The sequence below is a fragment of the Glycomyces halotolerans genome (assembly GCF_054779575.1).
The window spans coordinates 1-16,487 of record NZ_BAAGXZ010000024.1 but is presented as its reverse complement, the minus strand read 5'-3'; the positions used below and the strand labels follow the sequence as shown (position 1 = coordinate 16,487).

At 68.9% G+C, this 16,487-nt stretch carries 18 protein-coding genes; 4 read left to right on the top strand and 14 right to left on the bottom strand.

What is annotated here, in order from left to right; all coding sequences use genetic code 11:
• Positions 1 to 12 precede the first annotated feature (12 nt).
• Both ACYVL2_RS17135 and ACYVL2_RS17130 read left to right on the top strand, forming a co-directional pair.
• Positions 13 to 963 carry a carbohydrate ABC transporter permease gene (locus ACYVL2_RS17135; RefSeq protein WP_460545542.1) on the top strand — a complete coding sequence of 317 codons (951 nt, stop codon included), beginning with the start codon at positions 13 to 15 and terminating at the stop codon, positions 961 to 963.
• 1 nt (position 964) lies between these two features.
• Positions 965 to 1,852, top strand: coding sequence for a carbohydrate ABC transporter permease (locus tag ACYVL2_RS17130; RefSeq protein WP_460545540.1), 888 nt, complete (start codon positions 965 to 967; stop codon positions 1,850 to 1,852).
• Between the two features lie 50 nt (positions 1,853 to 1,902).
• On the opposite strand, the gene ACYVL2_RS17125 is transcribed toward ACYVL2_RS17130, so the two are convergent.
• Positions 1,903 to 2,394 (bottom strand): hypothetical protein, encoded by a 492-nt coding sequence (locus ACYVL2_RS17125; RefSeq protein ID WP_460545538.1) that lies wholly within the window; start codon positions 2,392 to 2,394, stop codon positions 1,903 to 1,905.
• A gap of 97 nt (positions 2,395 to 2,491) precedes the next feature.
• Positions 2,492 to 3,454, bottom strand: a complete 963-nt coding sequence (locus ACYVL2_RS17120) for an MDR/zinc-dependent alcohol dehydrogenase-like family protein (protein WP_460545536.1) — start codon at positions 3,452 to 3,454, stop codon at positions 2,492 to 2,494.
• Positions 3,455 to 3,645: 191 nt separating this feature from the next.
• Here ACYVL2_RS17120 and sodN point away from each other — a divergent pair, with 191 nt between their 5' ends.
• A complete protein-coding gene (gene sodN / locus ACYVL2_RS17115) occupies positions 3,646 to 4,053 on the top strand; it encodes a superoxide dismutase, Ni (RefSeq protein WP_460545534.1) in 408 nt (135 codons plus the stop codon).
• A gap of 182 nt (positions 4,054 to 4,235) precedes the next feature.
• Complete coding sequence (locus ACYVL2_RS17110; RefSeq protein WP_460545532.1) at positions 4,236 to 4,688, top strand: anti-sigma regulatory factor; 453 nt, start codon at positions 4,236 to 4,238, stop codon at positions 4,686 to 4,688.
• Positions 4,689 to 4,819: 131 nt separating this feature from the next.
• Here ACYVL2_RS17110 and ACYVL2_RS17105 read toward each other — a convergent pair whose 3' ends face one another.
• From ACYVL2_RS17105 to lepB (ACYVL2_RS17050), 12 genes are all read right to left on the bottom strand, one after another.
• Positions 4,820 to 5,083, bottom strand: coding sequence for a WhiB family transcriptional regulator (locus ACYVL2_RS17105; protein WP_460545530.1), 264 nt, complete (start codon positions 5,081 to 5,083; stop codon positions 4,820 to 4,822).
• Between the two features lie 772 nt (positions 5,084 to 5,855).
• A complete protein-coding gene (locus ACYVL2_RS17100) occupies positions 5,856 to 6,812 on the bottom strand; it encodes a diacylglycerol/lipid kinase family protein (protein WP_460545528.1) in 957 nt (318 codons plus the stop codon).
• 482 nt (positions 6,813 to 7,294) lie between these two features.
• On the bottom strand, positions 7,295 to 7,978 hold the full coding sequence (locus ACYVL2_RS17095; RefSeq protein WP_460545525.1) for a sirohydrochlorin chelatase: 684 nt from the start codon (positions 7,976 to 7,978) through the stop codon (positions 7,295 to 7,297).
• Positions 7,971 to 8,678 (bottom strand): adenylyl/phosphoadenylyl-sulfate reductase, encoded by a 708-nt coding sequence (locus ACYVL2_RS17090; RefSeq protein ID WP_460545523.1) that lies wholly within the window; start codon positions 8,676 to 8,678, stop codon positions 7,971 to 7,973. The genes ACYVL2_RS17095 and ACYVL2_RS17090 overlap by 8 nt, the downstream gene beginning before the upstream one ends.
• Positions 8,679 to 8,682: 4 nt before the next feature.
• Positions 8,683 to 8,916, bottom strand: coding sequence for a hypothetical protein (locus tag ACYVL2_RS17085; RefSeq protein WP_460545521.1), 234 nt, complete (start codon positions 8,914 to 8,916; stop codon positions 8,683 to 8,685).
• Positions 8,913 to 10,595 carry a nitrite/sulfite reductase gene (locus tag ACYVL2_RS17080; protein ID WP_460545519.1) on the bottom strand — a complete coding sequence of 561 codons (1,683 nt, stop codon included), beginning with the start codon at positions 10,593 to 10,595 and terminating at the stop codon, positions 8,913 to 8,915. The genes ACYVL2_RS17085 and ACYVL2_RS17080 overlap by 4 nt, the downstream gene beginning before the upstream one ends.
• Positions 10,596 to 10,807: 212 nt before the next feature.
• Positions 10,808 to 12,286: a sensor histidine kinase gene (locus ACYVL2_RS17075; protein WP_460545517.1), complete on the bottom strand. Its 1,479-nt coding sequence runs from the start codon at positions 12,284 to 12,286 to the stop codon at positions 10,808 to 10,810.
• A 58-nt stretch (positions 12,287 to 12,344) separates the two neighbouring features.
• On the bottom strand, positions 12,345 to 12,647 hold the full coding sequence (locus ACYVL2_RS17070) for a DUF2469 domain-containing protein (RefSeq protein ID WP_460545515.1): 303 nt from the start codon (positions 12,645 to 12,647) through the stop codon (positions 12,345 to 12,347).
• Complete coding sequence (locus tag ACYVL2_RS17065) at positions 12,644 to 13,369, bottom strand: ribonuclease HII (RefSeq protein ID WP_460545611.1); 726 nt, start codon at positions 13,367 to 13,369, stop codon at positions 12,644 to 12,646. Before ACYVL2_RS17065 ends, ACYVL2_RS17070 begins: the two co-directional genes overlap by 4 nt.
• Positions 13,366 to 14,064 (bottom strand): signal peptidase I, encoded by a 699-nt coding sequence (gene lepB, locus ACYVL2_RS17060; protein WP_460545609.1) that lies wholly within the window; start codon positions 14,062 to 14,064, stop codon positions 13,366 to 13,368. Before lepB (ACYVL2_RS17060) ends, ACYVL2_RS17065 begins: the two co-directional genes overlap by 4 nt.
• Positions 14,065 to 14,145: 81 nt before the next feature.
• Positions 14,146 to 15,345 (bottom strand): RNA-guided endonuclease InsQ/TnpB family protein, encoded by a 1,200-nt coding sequence (locus ACYVL2_RS17055; RefSeq protein WP_460545513.1) that lies wholly within the window; start codon positions 15,343 to 15,345, stop codon positions 14,146 to 14,148.
• An 81-nt stretch (positions 15,346 to 15,426) separates the two neighbouring features.
• Positions 15,427 to 16,487: signal peptidase I (lepB, locus tag ACYVL2_RS17050; RefSeq protein WP_460545511.1), on the bottom strand; the 1,061-nt coding region annotated here is incomplete at its 5' end.

Genomic DNA, 16,487 nt, shown 5'->3' with positions numbered 1-16,487 from the left:
ATAGGACCTCTCATGACTACCGACACAAAGACGCCCGCTGAGGCGCCCGCAGAGGAGCGGCCCCCGCGCATGAGCGCGCCGCCCTCCAAGAAGCGAACGTCGTGGACCGGGCTGTGGTTCGTCCTGCCGTTCACCGCGATGTACGTGCTCTTCCTCGTCTGGCCGACCATCCTCGGCCTCTACTACTCCTTCACGGACAAGAGCCTCACCGGACGCCCCGTCGAATGGATCGGCCTGGCGAACTGGGCCGAGGCCTTCCGCGACGAGCGCGCCTGGGCCGCGCTGTGGAACACCGCCGAGTTCACGCTCTACAGCACTCCCCCGCTGGTGGTCCTCGCGATCGTCCTCGCGCTCCTGGTCAACCGCGCCCGCAAGATGGGTTGGTTCCTGCGGATGGCGTTCTTCGCGCCGTTCGTCGTCCCGGTGTCCGTGGTGACCATGATCTGGATCTGGATGTACCAGCCGGACGGCGGGCTCATCAACCACTACCTCCAGATGCTCGGCATCCAGAGCCCCGACGCCCCGGCCCTGTGGCTGCAGGACGAGAACCGCGCCATGTGGTCGGTGGTCATGACCACCGTGTGGTGGACGATCGGCTTCAACTTCCTGCTGTTCCTGGCCGCGCTCCAGACCATCCCGAAGGACGTCTACGAGGCCTCGAGCATGGACGGCGCCAACTGGTGGCAGCAGCTGTGGCGCATCACGCTGCCGCTGCTCAAGCGCACCGTCGCCCTCGTGCTCGTCCTGCAGATGATCGCCTCGCTGCGCATCTTCGACCAGATGTACCTGATGACCGGCGGCGGTCCCAACCGCGCCACCGAGGTCGCGATCCACTACATCTACATCTCCGGCTTCGAGGGCTACCGCATCGGCTACGCCTCGGCGCTGTCGTACGTGCTGTTCGTCCTCATCATGATCGTCTCCATCGTCCAGTTCCGGCTGTTCTCCAGGAAGGAGGCCTGATATGACCACCCTTCAAGAAAAGCCGCGGACGGAACCGGGCGAGAAGCGCGTCATCAACCGCCGCCGCAAGAAGGTGACGGCGGGCACCGGTCTCGTGTACTTCTCGGCGTTCGTCCTGGCCCTGCTGTGGCTCGTGCCGCTGCTGTGGGCGCTGTCGACGTCGCTGAAGACCGAGACCGAGGCCAGTCTCGGCCAGGACATCCACTGGATCCCGCGGGAATGGTCCCTTGAGGGCTACCGGGTCCTGTTCGAGCGCGGCGACCACCTGACGTGGATGGTGAACTCCACGGTCGTCTCGACCATCGTCACCGTGCTCACGCTGGTGCTGTGCGTCCTGGCCGCGTACGGATTCTCGCGGTTCAGCTTCCCGGGCAAGAACATCATCTTCGCGGCGATCATCGCCGGGCTGATGGTGCCGCCCCAGGCGCTGATCATCCCGCTGTTCGACATCGTGACCACGTTGAACCTGGCCGACACCTACTGGGGCCTGGCGCTGCCGCAGGTCGTCGCTCCGGTCATGGTGTTCATCCTCAAGCGGTTCTTCGACGCGATCCCGCGCGACTACGAGGAGGCCGCCACGATCGACGGCGCGGGCCACCTCAGGATCCTGTGGAGCGTCATCGTGCCGCTGTCGGGCCCGATCATGGCGGCCGTCGGCATCTTCACCTTCATCGGCTCGTGGAACAACTTCCTGTGGCCGCTGTTGATCGCGACCGACCCGTCGATGATGACCCTGCCGGTCGGCCTCGGCGTCGTCGCCGGAGGCTACGGCCTGTTCTACGCCCAGAACATGGCCGCCGCCGTGCTCGGCGCGCTGCCGCTGCTGATCGTGTTCCTGCTGTTCCAGAAGCAGATCGTCAGGGGCGTCGCCGGAGTCGGCCTCAAGTGACCCCGGTGCAAGGGGTGGGGCCGCTGCCCGCGGTCCCGCCCCTTGATCGTTCAGAAGAACCCGATCCGCTCGAGGCATGTGGCCGGGCTCCAGCCCAGCGTCGAGCCCGAGCGGACCCTGATCCACTCGTAGTCCCAGGCCAGTCCGTCGCAGCTGAGCGCCTTGTCGCCCTCGCGTGCGAAGCAGGACCCGCGGAGCTCCTCGCCGTCGGGGATGCGGACCAGGCGCTTGGCGGTCATGGTCGTGTCGGCGAAGATCGAGACGCCGAAGAGCGCGTCGACCTCGTACCGGCACAGCAGGAGCTGCTCCCCCGCCCGCTCCTCGGAGAGGATCGCCGGCTGCGCCGACACCGGTCCCGCCTGGCCGGACTCGGAAAAGGACGCCGGCCCGGCAGCGGAGCCCTCGCCGCGTTCGACCATCGCCATCACCACGACCACGATCGCCGCCGCGATCGCGACCTTCACGGCGGCCCGCTTCGCGACCGCCCACGCGGTGCCCGAACCGGCCCGCAGGCCGTCCTTGAGCCCTCCTCCGACTGACATGATCGCCCCCTCGTCCTGGCTCGATGCCTCCTACAGACTGCGGGGACGATCGTCGCTCAGGCGGGGATTCCGCGAGAAACCTTCTGCGCCGTCGTAATTACGACGCTGTGATCACGACCTTGCCGAAGGACTCGCCCGAGCCGAGACGGCGCAGCGCGGCCTCGGCGTCGGCCAGCGGGTGCGTCGAATCGATGACCGGCCGCACGCCCCGCTCGTCGCAGAAGGCGATCAGCGCGGCCAGCTCCTCGAGGGTGCCCATGGTCGACCCGAGGATCTCCAGCTGCTTGAAGAACACGTGCCGCAGGTCGACCTCGGCGATGCTGCCGCCGGTGACGCCGCAGTTCACCAGCCGGCCTCCGGGCTTGAGCGACTTGACCGAGTGGCCCATGACCGGTCCTCCGACCGAGTCGACGACGACGTCGACGCGCTCGGGCAGCCGCGTGCCCGGTTCGACGGCCTCGGCGCCGATCTCGGCGGCCGCCTCGCGGCGGTCGGCTCTGCGGCCGGTGGCGTAGACCCGCGCGCCCATTGCTTTCGCGAGCACGATCGCGGCGGTGGACACGCCGCCGCCGGTGCCGTGGACCAGGACCGTGCCGTCTGCGGGGAGGCGCCCGCGGGTGGTGAGCATCCTCCACGCGGTGAGGTAGGCCGTGGGCAGGCAGGCGGCCTCGGCCGCGCTCCACCCCTCGGGCTTGGGCAGCAGGTTGCGGGCCGGGACGGCGACGGTCTCGGCGAGCGTGCCGGGGTGGAACTCCGACAGGAGCGTGCGCCGCGGGTCGAGGGTCTCGTCGGCGAGTGTGGGATCGGCGATGACGGGGTACACCACGACTTCGTCGCCGTCGGCGGTGACGCCGACCGCGTCGGTCCCGAGGATCATCGGGCACTGGTCCTCGCGCAGGCCGACGCCGGCGAGCGACCACAGGTCGTGGTGGTTCACCGAGGCGGCCGCCAGCGCGACACGCGTCCATCCCGAGGGGACATCGGGCGGCTCGATCGCTCCGACCGAGAGCGCCGAGAGTGGATCGTCGGGGTTCACGTTGCGGGCGTAGGCGGCTAGCATCGGCGATCGGCCTCCATCTTGGCGCGGCTGGCGAGCCGCGGTTCGGCTCCGGGTGGCGGACGAACTGTCCACCATGGTCGTCGTGCGGACTTGTGTTGTGTCTCTAACTGTAGGGGTACGCACGAAAACGGCCCTCCGAGAGGTAGGGTCGGCGTTGGAATCACACCCACTGGAAAGAAGCTGGAGGGGCAATGTTGAAGCCTCTGTTCAAGCGGCTGCTGCCGCAGATTTCGGCTTCGGCTCACTGCGACCTGCCGTGCGGGGTCTACGACCCGGCGCAGGCCCGCATTGAAGCGGAGTCGGTCAAAGGGATCTGCGAGAAGTACCAGGCCAACGAGGACCCCGAGTTCCGCACTCGAGCTCTCATGATCAAGGAGCAGCGGGCGCAGTTGGTCAAGGAGCACCTGTGGGTGCTGTGGACCGACTACTTCAAGCCGCCGCACTTCGAGAAGTACCCGCAGCTCCACACGCTGGTCAACGAGGCCACGAAGCTGGCGGGCGCGAGCGGCTCCAAGGGCTCGGCCGACCCGCAGGTCGCCGACGAGCTGCTGGCCAAGATCGACCAGATCGCGGAGATCTTCTGGGAGACGAAGAAGTAGCGTCGCGCGTCGATCCGCACCGTGAAACGCCCGCCCGGCTCCGGACGTGTCCGGAGCCGGGCGGGCGTTTCGGCGCCACCTCGCGGGGCGGTCCCCATCCGTGGGCCGTTCCCACTATTCTTTGGACCGGGAGCTGCTGGAGACCGATGGTCGACACAACGTCACAGGGAGCGGCGATGCCGGTGAGCGATGAACGCGAGGACGTGCTGCTGCTCGAGGTTCCGACGACGGGCGATTACCTGTCCGTGCTGCCCACGGCGACCGCGGCGGTGGCGACGCGTCTCGGGTTCTCGCTGGACGCGATCGAGGATCTGCGTGCGGCGGTGAACGCCGCCGTGACGCTGCTCCTGCCGCCCGAGTCGGGGCGGTCGCTGTCTTTCCTCAGGCGCGGCGGCGGGAGCGGCGAGCCGCTGCACTGCAGCCTGGCGGTCGGGCTCGAGAGCCTGCGGATCGTGTTGACCCGACCGGGGGGCGATCCGCTGCCGGATCCGAACACCTACCAGTGGCAGGTACTGCGCGCGCTGACCGACGAGGTGGTGGCCGACAGTTCCGGTTCGGCCGCGTCGATCACGATCCGGCAGCAGCGGCCGGCGACCGAGGCCGATGCCGACACCGAGGCGCACCGGGTCCGTTGACGGGCCGGTTCTGGGGGGTCCGTCCGGGCCCGGACAGCTTGAAGGCCCGACATCGCTGCCGGGCCCTTCAAACATCGTGTTTCAGATCGAGGGATGGGTTCGGACTCAAGGGTCTGCGTTCGCGGGAGCGCTCAGCTCGCGGCTTGGGCGACCAGCGGGCGCAGCGCACCGGAGCGGCGCTTGAGCTCGCGGCGCTCCAGCTCGCTCATCCCGCCCCATACGCCGGCGTCCTGGCCGGTCTCGAGCGCCCACCGCAGGCACTCCTCGGTGACGGGGCAGCGCCTGCAGACGCTCTTGGCCTGCTCGATCTGCGTCAAAGCCGGGCCGGTGTCCCCGATCGGGAAGAACAGTTCGGGGTCTTCGTCACGGCAAACGGCCTCGTGGCGCCAATCCATCAAACATCTCCTTGCTGAAAATCAGAAGTTCGCTTACACGGTGTTATGACTAGCTTGCGTTTCGGGCGCTTCGCGGCTCAGTCCAAAGGAGTCCCGTCCGGTACAGCAGAGTGGACGAATACGCCTCCATACGAGGATTCCCGCCGACTCGCGACGAGTAGTGGGCCTCCGCACAATGGAACCCGCTCTCGCCGGGAGTGCGGGGGTCGCTCTCAATCGCAACAGCGTCGTTGCGGACGCCTGGGCACAAGCGAGAGCATCCTCCGCCGCCTCGGGTCGGCCGGTCGATTGTCGACGGCCCGCACCTTGACCCGACTACCTTGTGAATACTTTCACAAGGATTGGATTTGTCAAGAGGTTCGACTCCGGAAAACAGCCCGAAGTGAGTGAACTCACCGAACTACCTCGACGAAGACCCGGCCATGGCGCACTGGTGAGCCACGAGTGCGGCCGAGTCAGCACCTCCGGACGCCGCCGTGATCCCTACCGCGGATCAGCGGAGCGGCTCCCACAGCGCCTCCTGGAGGGGGGCGGTGACAGCGAGTCGAACCGGTTTGACACACTGGTACTCAGACTGGACTAAGGTATGGCTCGCAAGAGTCGCCAAGGCTGAGCACTCGGCAGAAATACTCAATCCAAACACCAGGTCAAAACGCACCGAAAATACGATATTTGGTTGTCAAGTCTCACGCCGCCCGCATAAGGCGGCGAAATCAACCTTGCCCGGTCCCGGTCGACTTGTCAACACCCACGCTCAGGTTTTCCCAAGTTGTTAACAGGCCACCCGCAATGCTCCGGGAACCGAAGTCAATTCGAGTTCCGTGCGCTCTCCGAGATAGTCTCCGTCGAGCTGGAATGCTTGCGGAAGCGACGCACGCAGACGAATCCTGGACAGATCGTGATGCGTGACCGCGTCGCTACCGTCGGGGCCCTCGCGGCCCGCCAGCAGCATCGCGGCGGTTCGGGCGGCGGCCGACAGACCAAGTTTACGCAGAATCAATACGTCAAGTCCAGCATTAAAGGACGCCCGCGCGTTGAGATTCACCGGAAGGGTGCCCAAGTAGGTCCACGGCGCGCAGTTCTGGACCACGACCATCCCGGTCGACGAGTCGGTCTCGCCGGTCGACAACTCGACCTCGATCGACTCGCCCTCGACGCCGTGCTCGTTGAGCTCGGCCATGACGGCTCTGGCATAGTGCGCACCCATGTTGCGGCCGTTGCGGCGGTAGGACTCCACCCGCTTGATGACCGATGCGTCCCAGCCGAGTCCGGCGCAGAAAGTGAAGAGTCTCTCCTCGGTGTCGTCGGCCACTCGACCCAGACTCACCACGCGCGGTTCGCGCACGCGGAGCGCCTCGACGATCTCCTTGACCGCCTTCCGCCGGTCCGCCGGCAGCCCCAACGCCCGCGCGAACACGTTCGTGGATCCGCCGGGTATGGGGGCGAAGACCGGCGCGTCCTCGGCCTTGCGGCCGTCGGCGAGCAGGCCGTTGACCACTTCGTTGACCGTGCCGTCGCCGCCGAGGCTCAACACTGCGTCGAAGCCTTCGTCGACGCCGCGCCGCGCGAGCTGCTCGGCGTGCCCGCGGTCGCCGGTCTGCTCCACGGTCAGATCGACCACGTCCCCGAGCTGCTTCGCCACGCGCCTGAGGCGCCGCCGGGAGGTGGACGACGCCTTCGGATTGACGATGAGCAGACCGCGCTGCGGCGCTGGTTGCAGGGCGTGCATAGTCGCAGCTTAGCCCGGGATACGGTTGCGGTGTGAACGAAACCGACGCCGACATGGGCGCCGTCACCGAAAGGCCCGGTGGCGACTACCGACCCTGGACTGTGATCGTGGCCGCAGGGCTGTTCTGGCTTCTCGCAACCGGACTCGCCGCGGCAGGTGTGTGGGGCATCGCCCAAGTGGTGACCGGCGAGGTCGACTCGGTAAGCGCGGCAGTCGGGGTGACGGTGATCGCCTGGCTCGTGGCCGCCTACTACTGGTTCATCGGACGGCGCCTGCTGCAGTGCCGCGACCTCATCGCCCAAGCGGTGTTCCAGGCCCTGCTGTGGCTGCCGGTCGGCTACTACATGCGCGAGGCCGGACTCCACTCCTACGGACTCGCGACCTGGGGAGTGGCGGCCGTCACGCTGGCATCGGTGCTGTCGTCGCCTACCCGCAGAGCCGTCGGCTTCGGCCAGAGCCGTCCGCCGTTCGCCGGGAACGACTTAGACGGCCGCGGCGGCCGACGACCGGTCGGCGATGAGCTTCAGCAGTTCGGGGGCCGTGCCGAGCGGTTCGCCGACGAAGACCGCGCCCGCCGAGCGCGCCGATGCCGCGGCGACGTCGCAGAGCTTGCCGGGGGCGATGAAGTAGCAGACCGCGGCGACGCGCTCGCACCCGAGTGCCCGCAGTTCCGCGACCGCTTCGGCGCCGCTCAACCCCGGTCCGGAGGCGAATGCGGCGCGCGATGGGACGGCGAGCCGGCGTCCTGCCTCGGCCGCCACCGCCTCGACGTGCGCACGGCCCTCGTCGACCCGCGTTCCGGCCGCGAGCACCGCCAGACCGTCGGCGCCGTCGGGCAGTCCGCGGACCAGTGCCGAGGCCAGCGTTTCGTCGCCCACCGGGCGGCCGAGGACGACCGTGAGGCCGGCGCGAGCCTCCTCGGCACGCCTGGCCACCTCGGGCAGATCGGTCCGGGAATGGTAGGCGTCGGTCAGCAGCAGCGGCAGCGCCACGGCCCGCTCGACGCCTTCGTCGGCCAGACCGGTGAGCACGTCCACCGGGTGCGGGTCGTTGAACTCGAGGAAGCCGACACGGGCTCGAGCGGCCGCCGCGATGTCGCGCACGACCTCCGGCGACCGGGGGTCGGGACTGCCGTGCGCGACGAGGACGACCGGCGTCTCAGACATGCAACCCGCATTCGGTCTTGTCGAAGGCGGCCCAGCGGCCCGCGCGCGGGTCCTCGCCCGGCTGCGTGCGGCGGGTGCACGGCCAGCAGCCGATCGAGCGGAAGCCGTCGCCCAGCAGCGGGTTCACCGGGATGTTGTGGCGTTCGATGTAGGAGAGCTGCTCGGCCTCGGTCCACTTCGCGATCGGCGAGACCTTGACCTTGCGGCGGCTGACGTCGAAGTCGACCACGCGGGTGTTCGCGCGCGTCGGGCCCTCGTCGCGGCGCAGCCCCGTGGCCCAGCCGTCGTAGTCGGCCAGCGCGCGGCCCAGCGGCAGGACCTTCCGCAGCGAGCAGCATTCGTCCGGGGCGCGCTCGAACAGGCGCGGCCCGAACTCGCCGTCCTGCTCCAGCACCGACTGGTCGGGCTGGATGGAGCGGACGTTGACGTCCATGGTCGAGGCCACGAAGTCGCGGATCTCGAGGGTCTCGGGGAAGTGCAGGCCGGTGTCGAGGAAGACCACGTCGATGCCGGGGGCGACCGTCGCGGCAAGGTGCACCACGGCGGCGTCGGCCATGGAGGAGGTCACACAGAAGCGCTCGCCGAACTCGCCGACGGCCCACTCGATGATCTCGGTGGCCGTGGCGTCCTCGAGGCGCTCTCCCGCTTCGGTGGCGAGGTCGCGGAGTTCGAAGGGGTCCCGGTTCGTCGTGCTGTCCATGTGGTTACTCCGATTCGGGGTAGTTCGGTGCCGCTCTGTCTTCGTTCGGACGGGTGGGAGGTGCGGGTACGGCCGGCGGTGCGGCCATCCCGTGGTACTTGAGGGTGAACACGCGGGTGCAGTCGCGGCAGTGCCAGCCGCCCTTGATCTCGACCTCGCCGTCCGGCTCCGGCTCGTAGGGCCTGAGGTCTTCCTCCCCGCAGTACGGGCAGTGGTAGGGAACGACTCGGCCGCTCACTTCAGGTCCTCTTCGTCGGCCCGGTGCACCCAGCGGGCGAACGACTCGCCTTCCGACCTGCCCGCGAGGTAGCGGCGGGTGACGCGTTCGACGTAGTCGCCGAGGTCGGCGGAGGCGACCTTGAGGCCGCGGGACTTGCGGCCCAGACTCGCCGAACCGGCGTGGCCACCGCCCAGGTGGACCTGGAAGCCCTCGACCTGCTGCCCGTCGACGGTCACCAGTTGGCCCTTGAGACCGATGTCGGCGGTCTGCGTGCGGGCGCAGGCGTTGGGGCAGCCGTTGACGTGGACCGAGATCGGCACGTCGAGTTCGGGGACGCGCTTCTCGAGCTCGGCGATGAGGTCGCGGGCGCGGTCCTTGGTGTCGACGATGGCGAGCTTGCAGAACTGGATGCCGGTGCAGGCCATGGTGTGCTGGCGCCATTGCGACGGCTTGGCGGTGAGCCCGATCGCCTCCAGGTCGTCCACGGCGGCGTCGACCTTGTCGCCGGGGATGTCGAGCACCAGGAGCTTCTGGAGTGCGGTGGTGCGGAGGCGGTCCGAGCCGTACTTCTCGGCGACGTCGGCCAGCTGGTCGAGCATGGTGCCCGAGACGCGGCCGACCACGGGGGCGACGCCGATGTAGTAGTTGCCGTCGTTCTGCTCGTGGACGCCGATGTGGTCGGTGAGGCGCTCCGGTTCGGCGGGGGCCTCGAGGTCCGGCAGTTTGCGGCCCAGGTAGGCCTCGGACTCGAGGACTTCGCGGAACTTCTCGACGCCCCAGTCCTTGACGAGGAACTTCAGGCGGGCGCGGGTGCGCAGGCGCCGGTAGCCCCAGTCGCGGAAGATCTGGGTGACGCCCAGCCACACGTCGACCAGGTCGTCCTGGGAGACCCAGACGCCGAGGCGCTGGGCGAACATGGGGTTGGTCGACAGGCCGCCGCCGACCCACAGGTCGAAGCCGGCCCCGTGCTCGGGGTGGTGGGCGCCGACCAGCGAGAAGTCGTTGGAGTCGTAGGGGCTGTCGGGGAGCCAGGAGATCGAGGTCTTGTACTTGCGCGGCAGGTTCGACAGGCTCTGGTCGCCGACGAAGCGGTCGTGGATCTCCTTGATCTGCGGCGTCGGGTCGATGACCTCGTCCTTGCTGACCCCGGCGACCGGGGAGCCGAGGACGACGCGCGGGCAGTCGCCGCAGGCCTCCTGCGTGTCGAGGCCGACCGATTCGAGGCGGCGCCAGATCTCGGGCACGTCTTCGACTCGGATCCAGTGGTACTGGACGTTCTGGCGGTCGGTGACGTCGGCGGTGTCGCGGGCGAACTCCTTGGAGATGCCGGCGACGGTGCGCAGCTGCTCTCGGGAGAGCTGACCGCCGTCCATGCGGACGCGCATCATGAAGTAGCGGTCGTCGAGCTCCTCGTCCTCGAGAATGGCGGTCTTGCCGCCGTCGATCCCGGGGCGGCGCTGGGTGTACAGGCCCCACCAGCGGAAGCGTCCCCGCAGGTCGGCCGGGTCGATCGAGTCGAACCCGCCGTGCGCGTAGATGCCCTCGATGCGCTGCCGCACGTTGAGCGGATTGTCGTCCTTCTTGGACTGCTCGTTCTTGTTCAGCGGCTCGCGGTGGCCCAGGGCCCACTGGCCCTGGCCCTTGGGCCGACGGGGTTTGCGCGTTGGCGTTGGCACAGTTCTCCTGAATGCAGACACGGGTGTGGCGTGATTCGACGGTTCGACGGAACCGGGGATTAAGCGCGCATCAGACAGGCGGCGCTGAACACACGGCAGAAGTCCACGTGGCGGCGTGCCACGAGGCGGAGTCCGTGCGCAGAAGACATGCGAGCAAGCATGCCATAACAAGCGGCCGTATGACAGCCTCGTCCCGGCAACTGGACTCCGGGACGCACCGCACGGGCCGGTCGTCACTGGAGGGTGAAGTCGACCTCCGCCTCGGTGCCGCCGTCGGAGCGGGGACGCATCTCGATGGTGCCGCGCAGCTCCCCGGTGACCAGCGTGTGGACGATCTGGAGTCCCAGCCGGTTGGAGTTCGCGATCTTGAAGCCCTCGGGCAGGCCTTTGCCCTGGTCGGAGACGGTGACCCGGAAGTGGTCGCCGTCGCGGGCGACGCCGATGACGACCTCGCCCTCCTGGCCGGGAGGGTAGGCGTGCTCGACGGCGTTCTGGATCAGCTCGTTGACGACCATCACCAGCGGTGTGGCGTACTCGCTCGGCAGCACCCCGAAGGTGCCCTCGCGCCGCAGCGTGACCTTCGACTCGGCGACCGACACCTCGACGGCCATCGAAGCGACCCGGTCGACGATCTGGTCGAAGCCGACCGACTCGTCCGAGGACTGGGCGAGGGTCTCGTGGACCAGCGCGATCGAGGCGACGCGCCGGACCGACTCCTCGAGCGAGACCCGGGCCTGCGGCGAGCCGACCCGCCGGGCCTGGAGGCGCAGCAGCGCGGCGACGGTCTGGAGGTTGTTCTTGACCCGGTGGTGGATCTCGCGGATCGTGGCGTCCTTGGTGACCAGCTCGCGGTCGAGGCGCCGGACCTCGGTGATGTCGCGCACCAGCACCAGCGCGCCGGCGGCCTTGCCTCCCGGCCGCAGCGGCAGCGCCCGCATGAGGACCGTCGCGCCCTTGGCCTCGATCTCCTTGCGGCGGGGCGTGCCGCCGGCGAGCGCGTCGCGGATGCGGCGGGCGGCGTCGGCGCCGATCTCGGCGTCGCTCGGGAGGCTCCGGGTCAGTTCGGCCAGGTCGCGGTCCCTCAGGTGCCCGGTGACGCCCATGCGCCGGTAGGCCGACAGGGCGTTGGGCGAGGCGTAGCGGACCAGGCCGTCGGCGCCGATGCGGACCAGGCCGTCGCCGATGCGCGGCGCGGTCGTCGGCTCCCCCGGCAGCAGCGGCGGCGGGAAGCCGCCGTCGGTGAGCATCTGCACCAGGTAGTCGGCGGTCTTGAGGTAGTTGAGCTCGAGGTGGGAGGGGCTGCGCGTGTCGGAGAGGTTGGTGTCGCGGGCGGCGACGGCGATGACCTGGCTGCGGTCGCGCCGGCGCACCGGGATGGCCTCGTGGCGGGCGGCGACGTCACCGCGCCAGACCGGGTCGCCCTCGCGGAAGATGCGGCCTTCGGTGAAGGCGACCTTCAGGTGCGCCGCGTCCTCGCCCTCGACGATGCGGCCGACCTGGTCCTCTTCGTAGGCGGTGGGGCCGGTGGTGGGCCGGACCTGGGCGAGGCACACGAACCGGCCCGGGTGGTCCTTGACGGCGCTCCAGAGCAGGAAGTCGGCGAAGGAGAGGTCGGCCAGGAGCTGCCACTCGGCGACCAACCGCTGGAGGTGGGCCGCGGAGTTCGAGGACAGTTCGGTGTGGGCGCTGACGATGTCGCGGAGTGTTGACACCCGGCAATCCTAACTGCGGGTTCACCGGGCGTTCCGGTCCGGAATTCGGCCTCGCCGGCTAAGGCAGTGTCATGTCCGGTTTGTCGAGCTCTTCGACGTTGACGTCCTTGAACGTCAGGACGCGGACGTGCTTGACGAAGCGGGCGGGGCGGTACATGTCCCAAACCCAGGCATCGTGCATCTCGACTTCGAAGTAGGTCTCCGCGTCGGCGCCGCGGACTTGGACCTCCACCGCGTTGGCCAGGTAGAACCGCCGCTCGGTCTCGACGACGTAGGTGAACTGCCGCACGATGTCGCGGTACTCGCGGTACAGCTGCAGTTCCATGTCGGTCTCGTACTTCTCGAGGTCCTCGGCGCTCAACGCTCCTCCTTCTCAACGGCCATTCCCACGATAGTGCGGCGAGAATCCACCTCGCCGCAGGCGTCGCCGCGGCCGGAGCCGCCGTGGGCGGCGACGTTCGCGTACGACATGCGGTGTTCCTCGCACGGGCCCCACTCCCGCATCGCCGCCTCGTGGGCGGCGGTCCCGTACCCCTTGTGGGTCGCGAAACCGTAGTGAGGGTAGCGCCGGTCCAGGAGTTCCATCTGCCGGTCGCGGGTGACCTTGGCGACGATGCCCGCGGCGGCCACGCAGGCGGCAGTGCGGTCGCCCTTGACGACGCCGAGGCTGGGGACCGGCATGCCGTCGACGGCGAACCCGTCGGTCAGGACGTATCCGGGCCGCTCGGCGAGCCCGGCGACGGCCAGACGCATGCCCTCGAGGTTGCATACCCCCACACCGCGCGCGTCTATCTCGGCCGGCGGATACGACACCACCGAGATGCGCGCCCGGCTGCGGCGCAGCCGCTCGAAGACCCGGTCGCGGGCGGCTGCGGTGAGCAGCTTGGAGTCGCCGAGCTCGTCGAGGCGGGCGCTGGGCGGCAGGCTGACGGCGGCCACGACCAGGGGGCCGGCGCAGGCGCCCCGGCCGGCCTCGTCGACCCCGGCGACCGGGCCGAGGCCGCGTCGCTCCAAGGCCGCCTCGAGCGCGTACAGGTCGCCGTCGCGGCGCATCCGGGAAGGGGCGGGGCGCAGCACGGTCAGGATGGCTCGGGGACGTCCTCGTACGTGTCGGGCGCGTCGAACCAGGTGGCGTGGTCGAACGGCCAGAACAGCACGAACGCCTTGCCGATCACGGCGTCGACGTCGATGGTCGAGGCGGTGACGTCGCCGCCGGTGCGGACGTAGCGTTCGCGCGAGTCGCCCGAGGCCTGCCGGTGGTCGCCCATGACCCACAGCCGCCCCTCGGGCACCACCAGGTCGAACGGGTCCCGGCTCGGGACGTCCTGCACGCCGGTCATCGGGTTGACGTAGAGGTAGTCGCTCTCGTCGAGCGGGTACCCGTTGACGGTGATCCGTCCGTCATCGTCGCAGCACACTACGTGATCGCCTCCGACGGCGATGACGCGCTTGATGAACTCGTCCTCTTCGAGGTTCGACCGCCACGACTCGGGCGCGGTGAACACGATGATGTCGCCGCGTTCGGGCTCGGAGAAGTCGTAGACGAGCTTGTTGACCAGGACGCGATCGTTGAGTTCGAGCGTGGTCTCCATCGAACCCGAAGGTATGTAATAGGTCTGGACGACGAATGTCCGGACCAGGACGGCCACGAGGATGGCCACGCCCAGCAGGATGGGAAGCTCTTTCCAGAACGAGCCCTTCTGCTTGGGGCGTTTTTCGGAAGACTCATCGGCGCCGCCACCGCCGCCGTCCGCGCCAGGCGCTTGCCCTTCTTCGATCACGGTGCGAGTCTACGCGGTCGCGCAGCGACCTCTGGTGCGCCCATCACCGTGGCGGGCAAGGCGGGCGGAAGATGATAGTCAACTGCCACGGGTTGAAGTCCGTGGCTTGTCGCTCGTGCCCGCCGCTGGCTGCGGTGTATCGGCAACATTGGGCGTATTGACAAAAGCCCAAGTCGTGCGTGCGCGGTCACGGACGTTGACCGCGGCTACCTGGTCGGCGGGCCCAGCGAGTCCGCACCCCCGACAGGCAAAATCATCACGTGTGGGTCGATTGTGCTTGGCGGTATGCCCGCACAACGGGCACCGCCGCGAGGTGTTCCTCGCATCAATGGTCACCACCGGCACCCCGGCCCGCTTCGCTTTATAGGCGATGAAGGCCTGGAGCTGGTGGAAGGACCACGAGTTGAGCTCGCCTCGCTGGGCGGCTGGGAGCCGTACCCGGTCACGGATACCGGCAAGATCTTCTATGCCGATACCGCGTCCGGTGCGTTCAGCCTTGCCTACGAGCTGCTTCGCGATCCTGTGGTCGTTGTCCTTGATCGCACGGGCTTCTCGCCGTGCGCGGGCTTTGAGCTTCTTCTTCGCCGACTTGGTGGCCTTGGCCTGCAACTCGGCGCGGACTTTCGCCATCCGCTTGCGGTACCGACGCAGCCCGGCACCTTCGAAGTTGTCGCCGTCGGAGCTGGTGGCGATGTTGGCAATCCCCATGTCGACCCCGAGGAGGTCGACCGGATCGCAGTTCGCCTCAGCGTCGGCGACCTCGACCGTCGCGGCCAGGTACCACTGCCCGTCGCGAAAGACCAGGTCCGTCTCGCCCCGGCGAGCACGCTCCAGGAGTTTGAGGTGGTCGGGGTGCCCGGTGAAGGCGATCCCGCGCTTGCGACCGTGGACGGTCCAGATCGACACCGTCCGGGCCTCGTGCTGCCAGGACAGGCACCGGTCGTCGAACGCCTGCGCGGCATCGGGGCGGAACGCGACCGGTTTCGCCCTCGCCTGCGCCGCGCGTTTCCCGGCGAGGCGCCTGGCCCTGACGAGCCCGGTGATGGTGGCGTAGGCGTGGCAGGTCTTCTTGATGACCAGCTGCGCGATCTGCGAGCCGAGCCCGCGCTCCTTCAGCTCGGTGTAGGTGTGCTGGCGCAGCGCGTACTCCCGCGGCACACCGTGCGCGAAGGCCACAGCCGAGGCCCAGTTCGCGGCCTCATTGACCGCGCGCAGCGTCGCCGCCAGCGCCTGCTCCGGTGTCGGCACCAGCTTCACCTGCACGACCTGCTTCCCCACAAGCACCAGATTAGAAGTCGGATCCGACAAGAACACCGACACCGATCGGGACCTATCGGTGTCATCACGGTCACTCGTTGCTCACAATCCCGCTTCGCGGGACGGCGAGCGAGCAATCGCCCCGAATTCCCACCGGCGGTGAACCGCCAGGGATCCTTCGGGAAACCAGCTGAACGCCGGGTCTGCTGTGAATCTCGCCGCGGCGTCGGCTTCGGACTCGTCGCCGGGCTCGGCGGGCTCGGATCCGCCGCCGGCGCCCTCGCCGGAGGTGCCGTCCAGGACGTCGAAGGAGCCGGGGATCTCCAGGTCGCGGGCGCGGTCGGTCGGCCACACCAGGCTGATGGCCCTGCCGATGATGTTCTCGACCGGCACCGGGCCCTGGCAGCGCGAGTCCTGGGAGTTGCCGCGGTGGTCGCCCATGACCCAGACGTGGCCGGCGGGGATGGTCACCGGCTCGAACCTCCGGGCGTGGCACGAGCCCGGCTCGACGTCGAGCGGCGCGTCGTCGTAGACATACTCGCCTTCGTTCAGGGAGACCCCGTTGACCACGACGTTGCCGTCGTCGTCGCAGCATTCGACGGTGTCGCCGCCGACGGCGATCACGCGTTTGATGAAGTCCTTCTCATCGGGCTCGGCCAGGCCGACCAGGTCGAGCACGGCGGTGCCGAAATCCGACAGGAAGGTGCCGCCGCCCGTGGGCCGGTACTCGGGGTCCCAGTTGTCGGTGCCGCGGAAGACGACCACCTCGCCGCGCTGGGGGCTGCGCAGGGTCGAGGTCAGCTTGAGGACCAGGACCTTGTCGCCCTCCTGGAGGGTCTGCTCCATCGACCCCGAGGGGATGTAGAACGGCTGGATCGCGAACGTCCGCAGCAGCACCGCGGCGGAGAACGCCACGATCAGCAGCAGCGGCAGTTCGACCCACAGCGACAGGTAGTGCCGCTTGTGCGGCTGCGATAGGCGGCTGCCGCCTTCTTTGGCGGCGCCGTCCGGCGGCCGGCCGGCGACCGGCCGTTCGACGCCGACCTGCCGGTGGGTGCCGCTGAGGCGGTCGTAGGCGCCGGTGACGCGCGGCAGGGAGCCGGTGCGGCCGTCGCCGACGCGTGGAGCGGCCTCGGCGGGTCCGCCGGCGCGGGGCGCTGCGG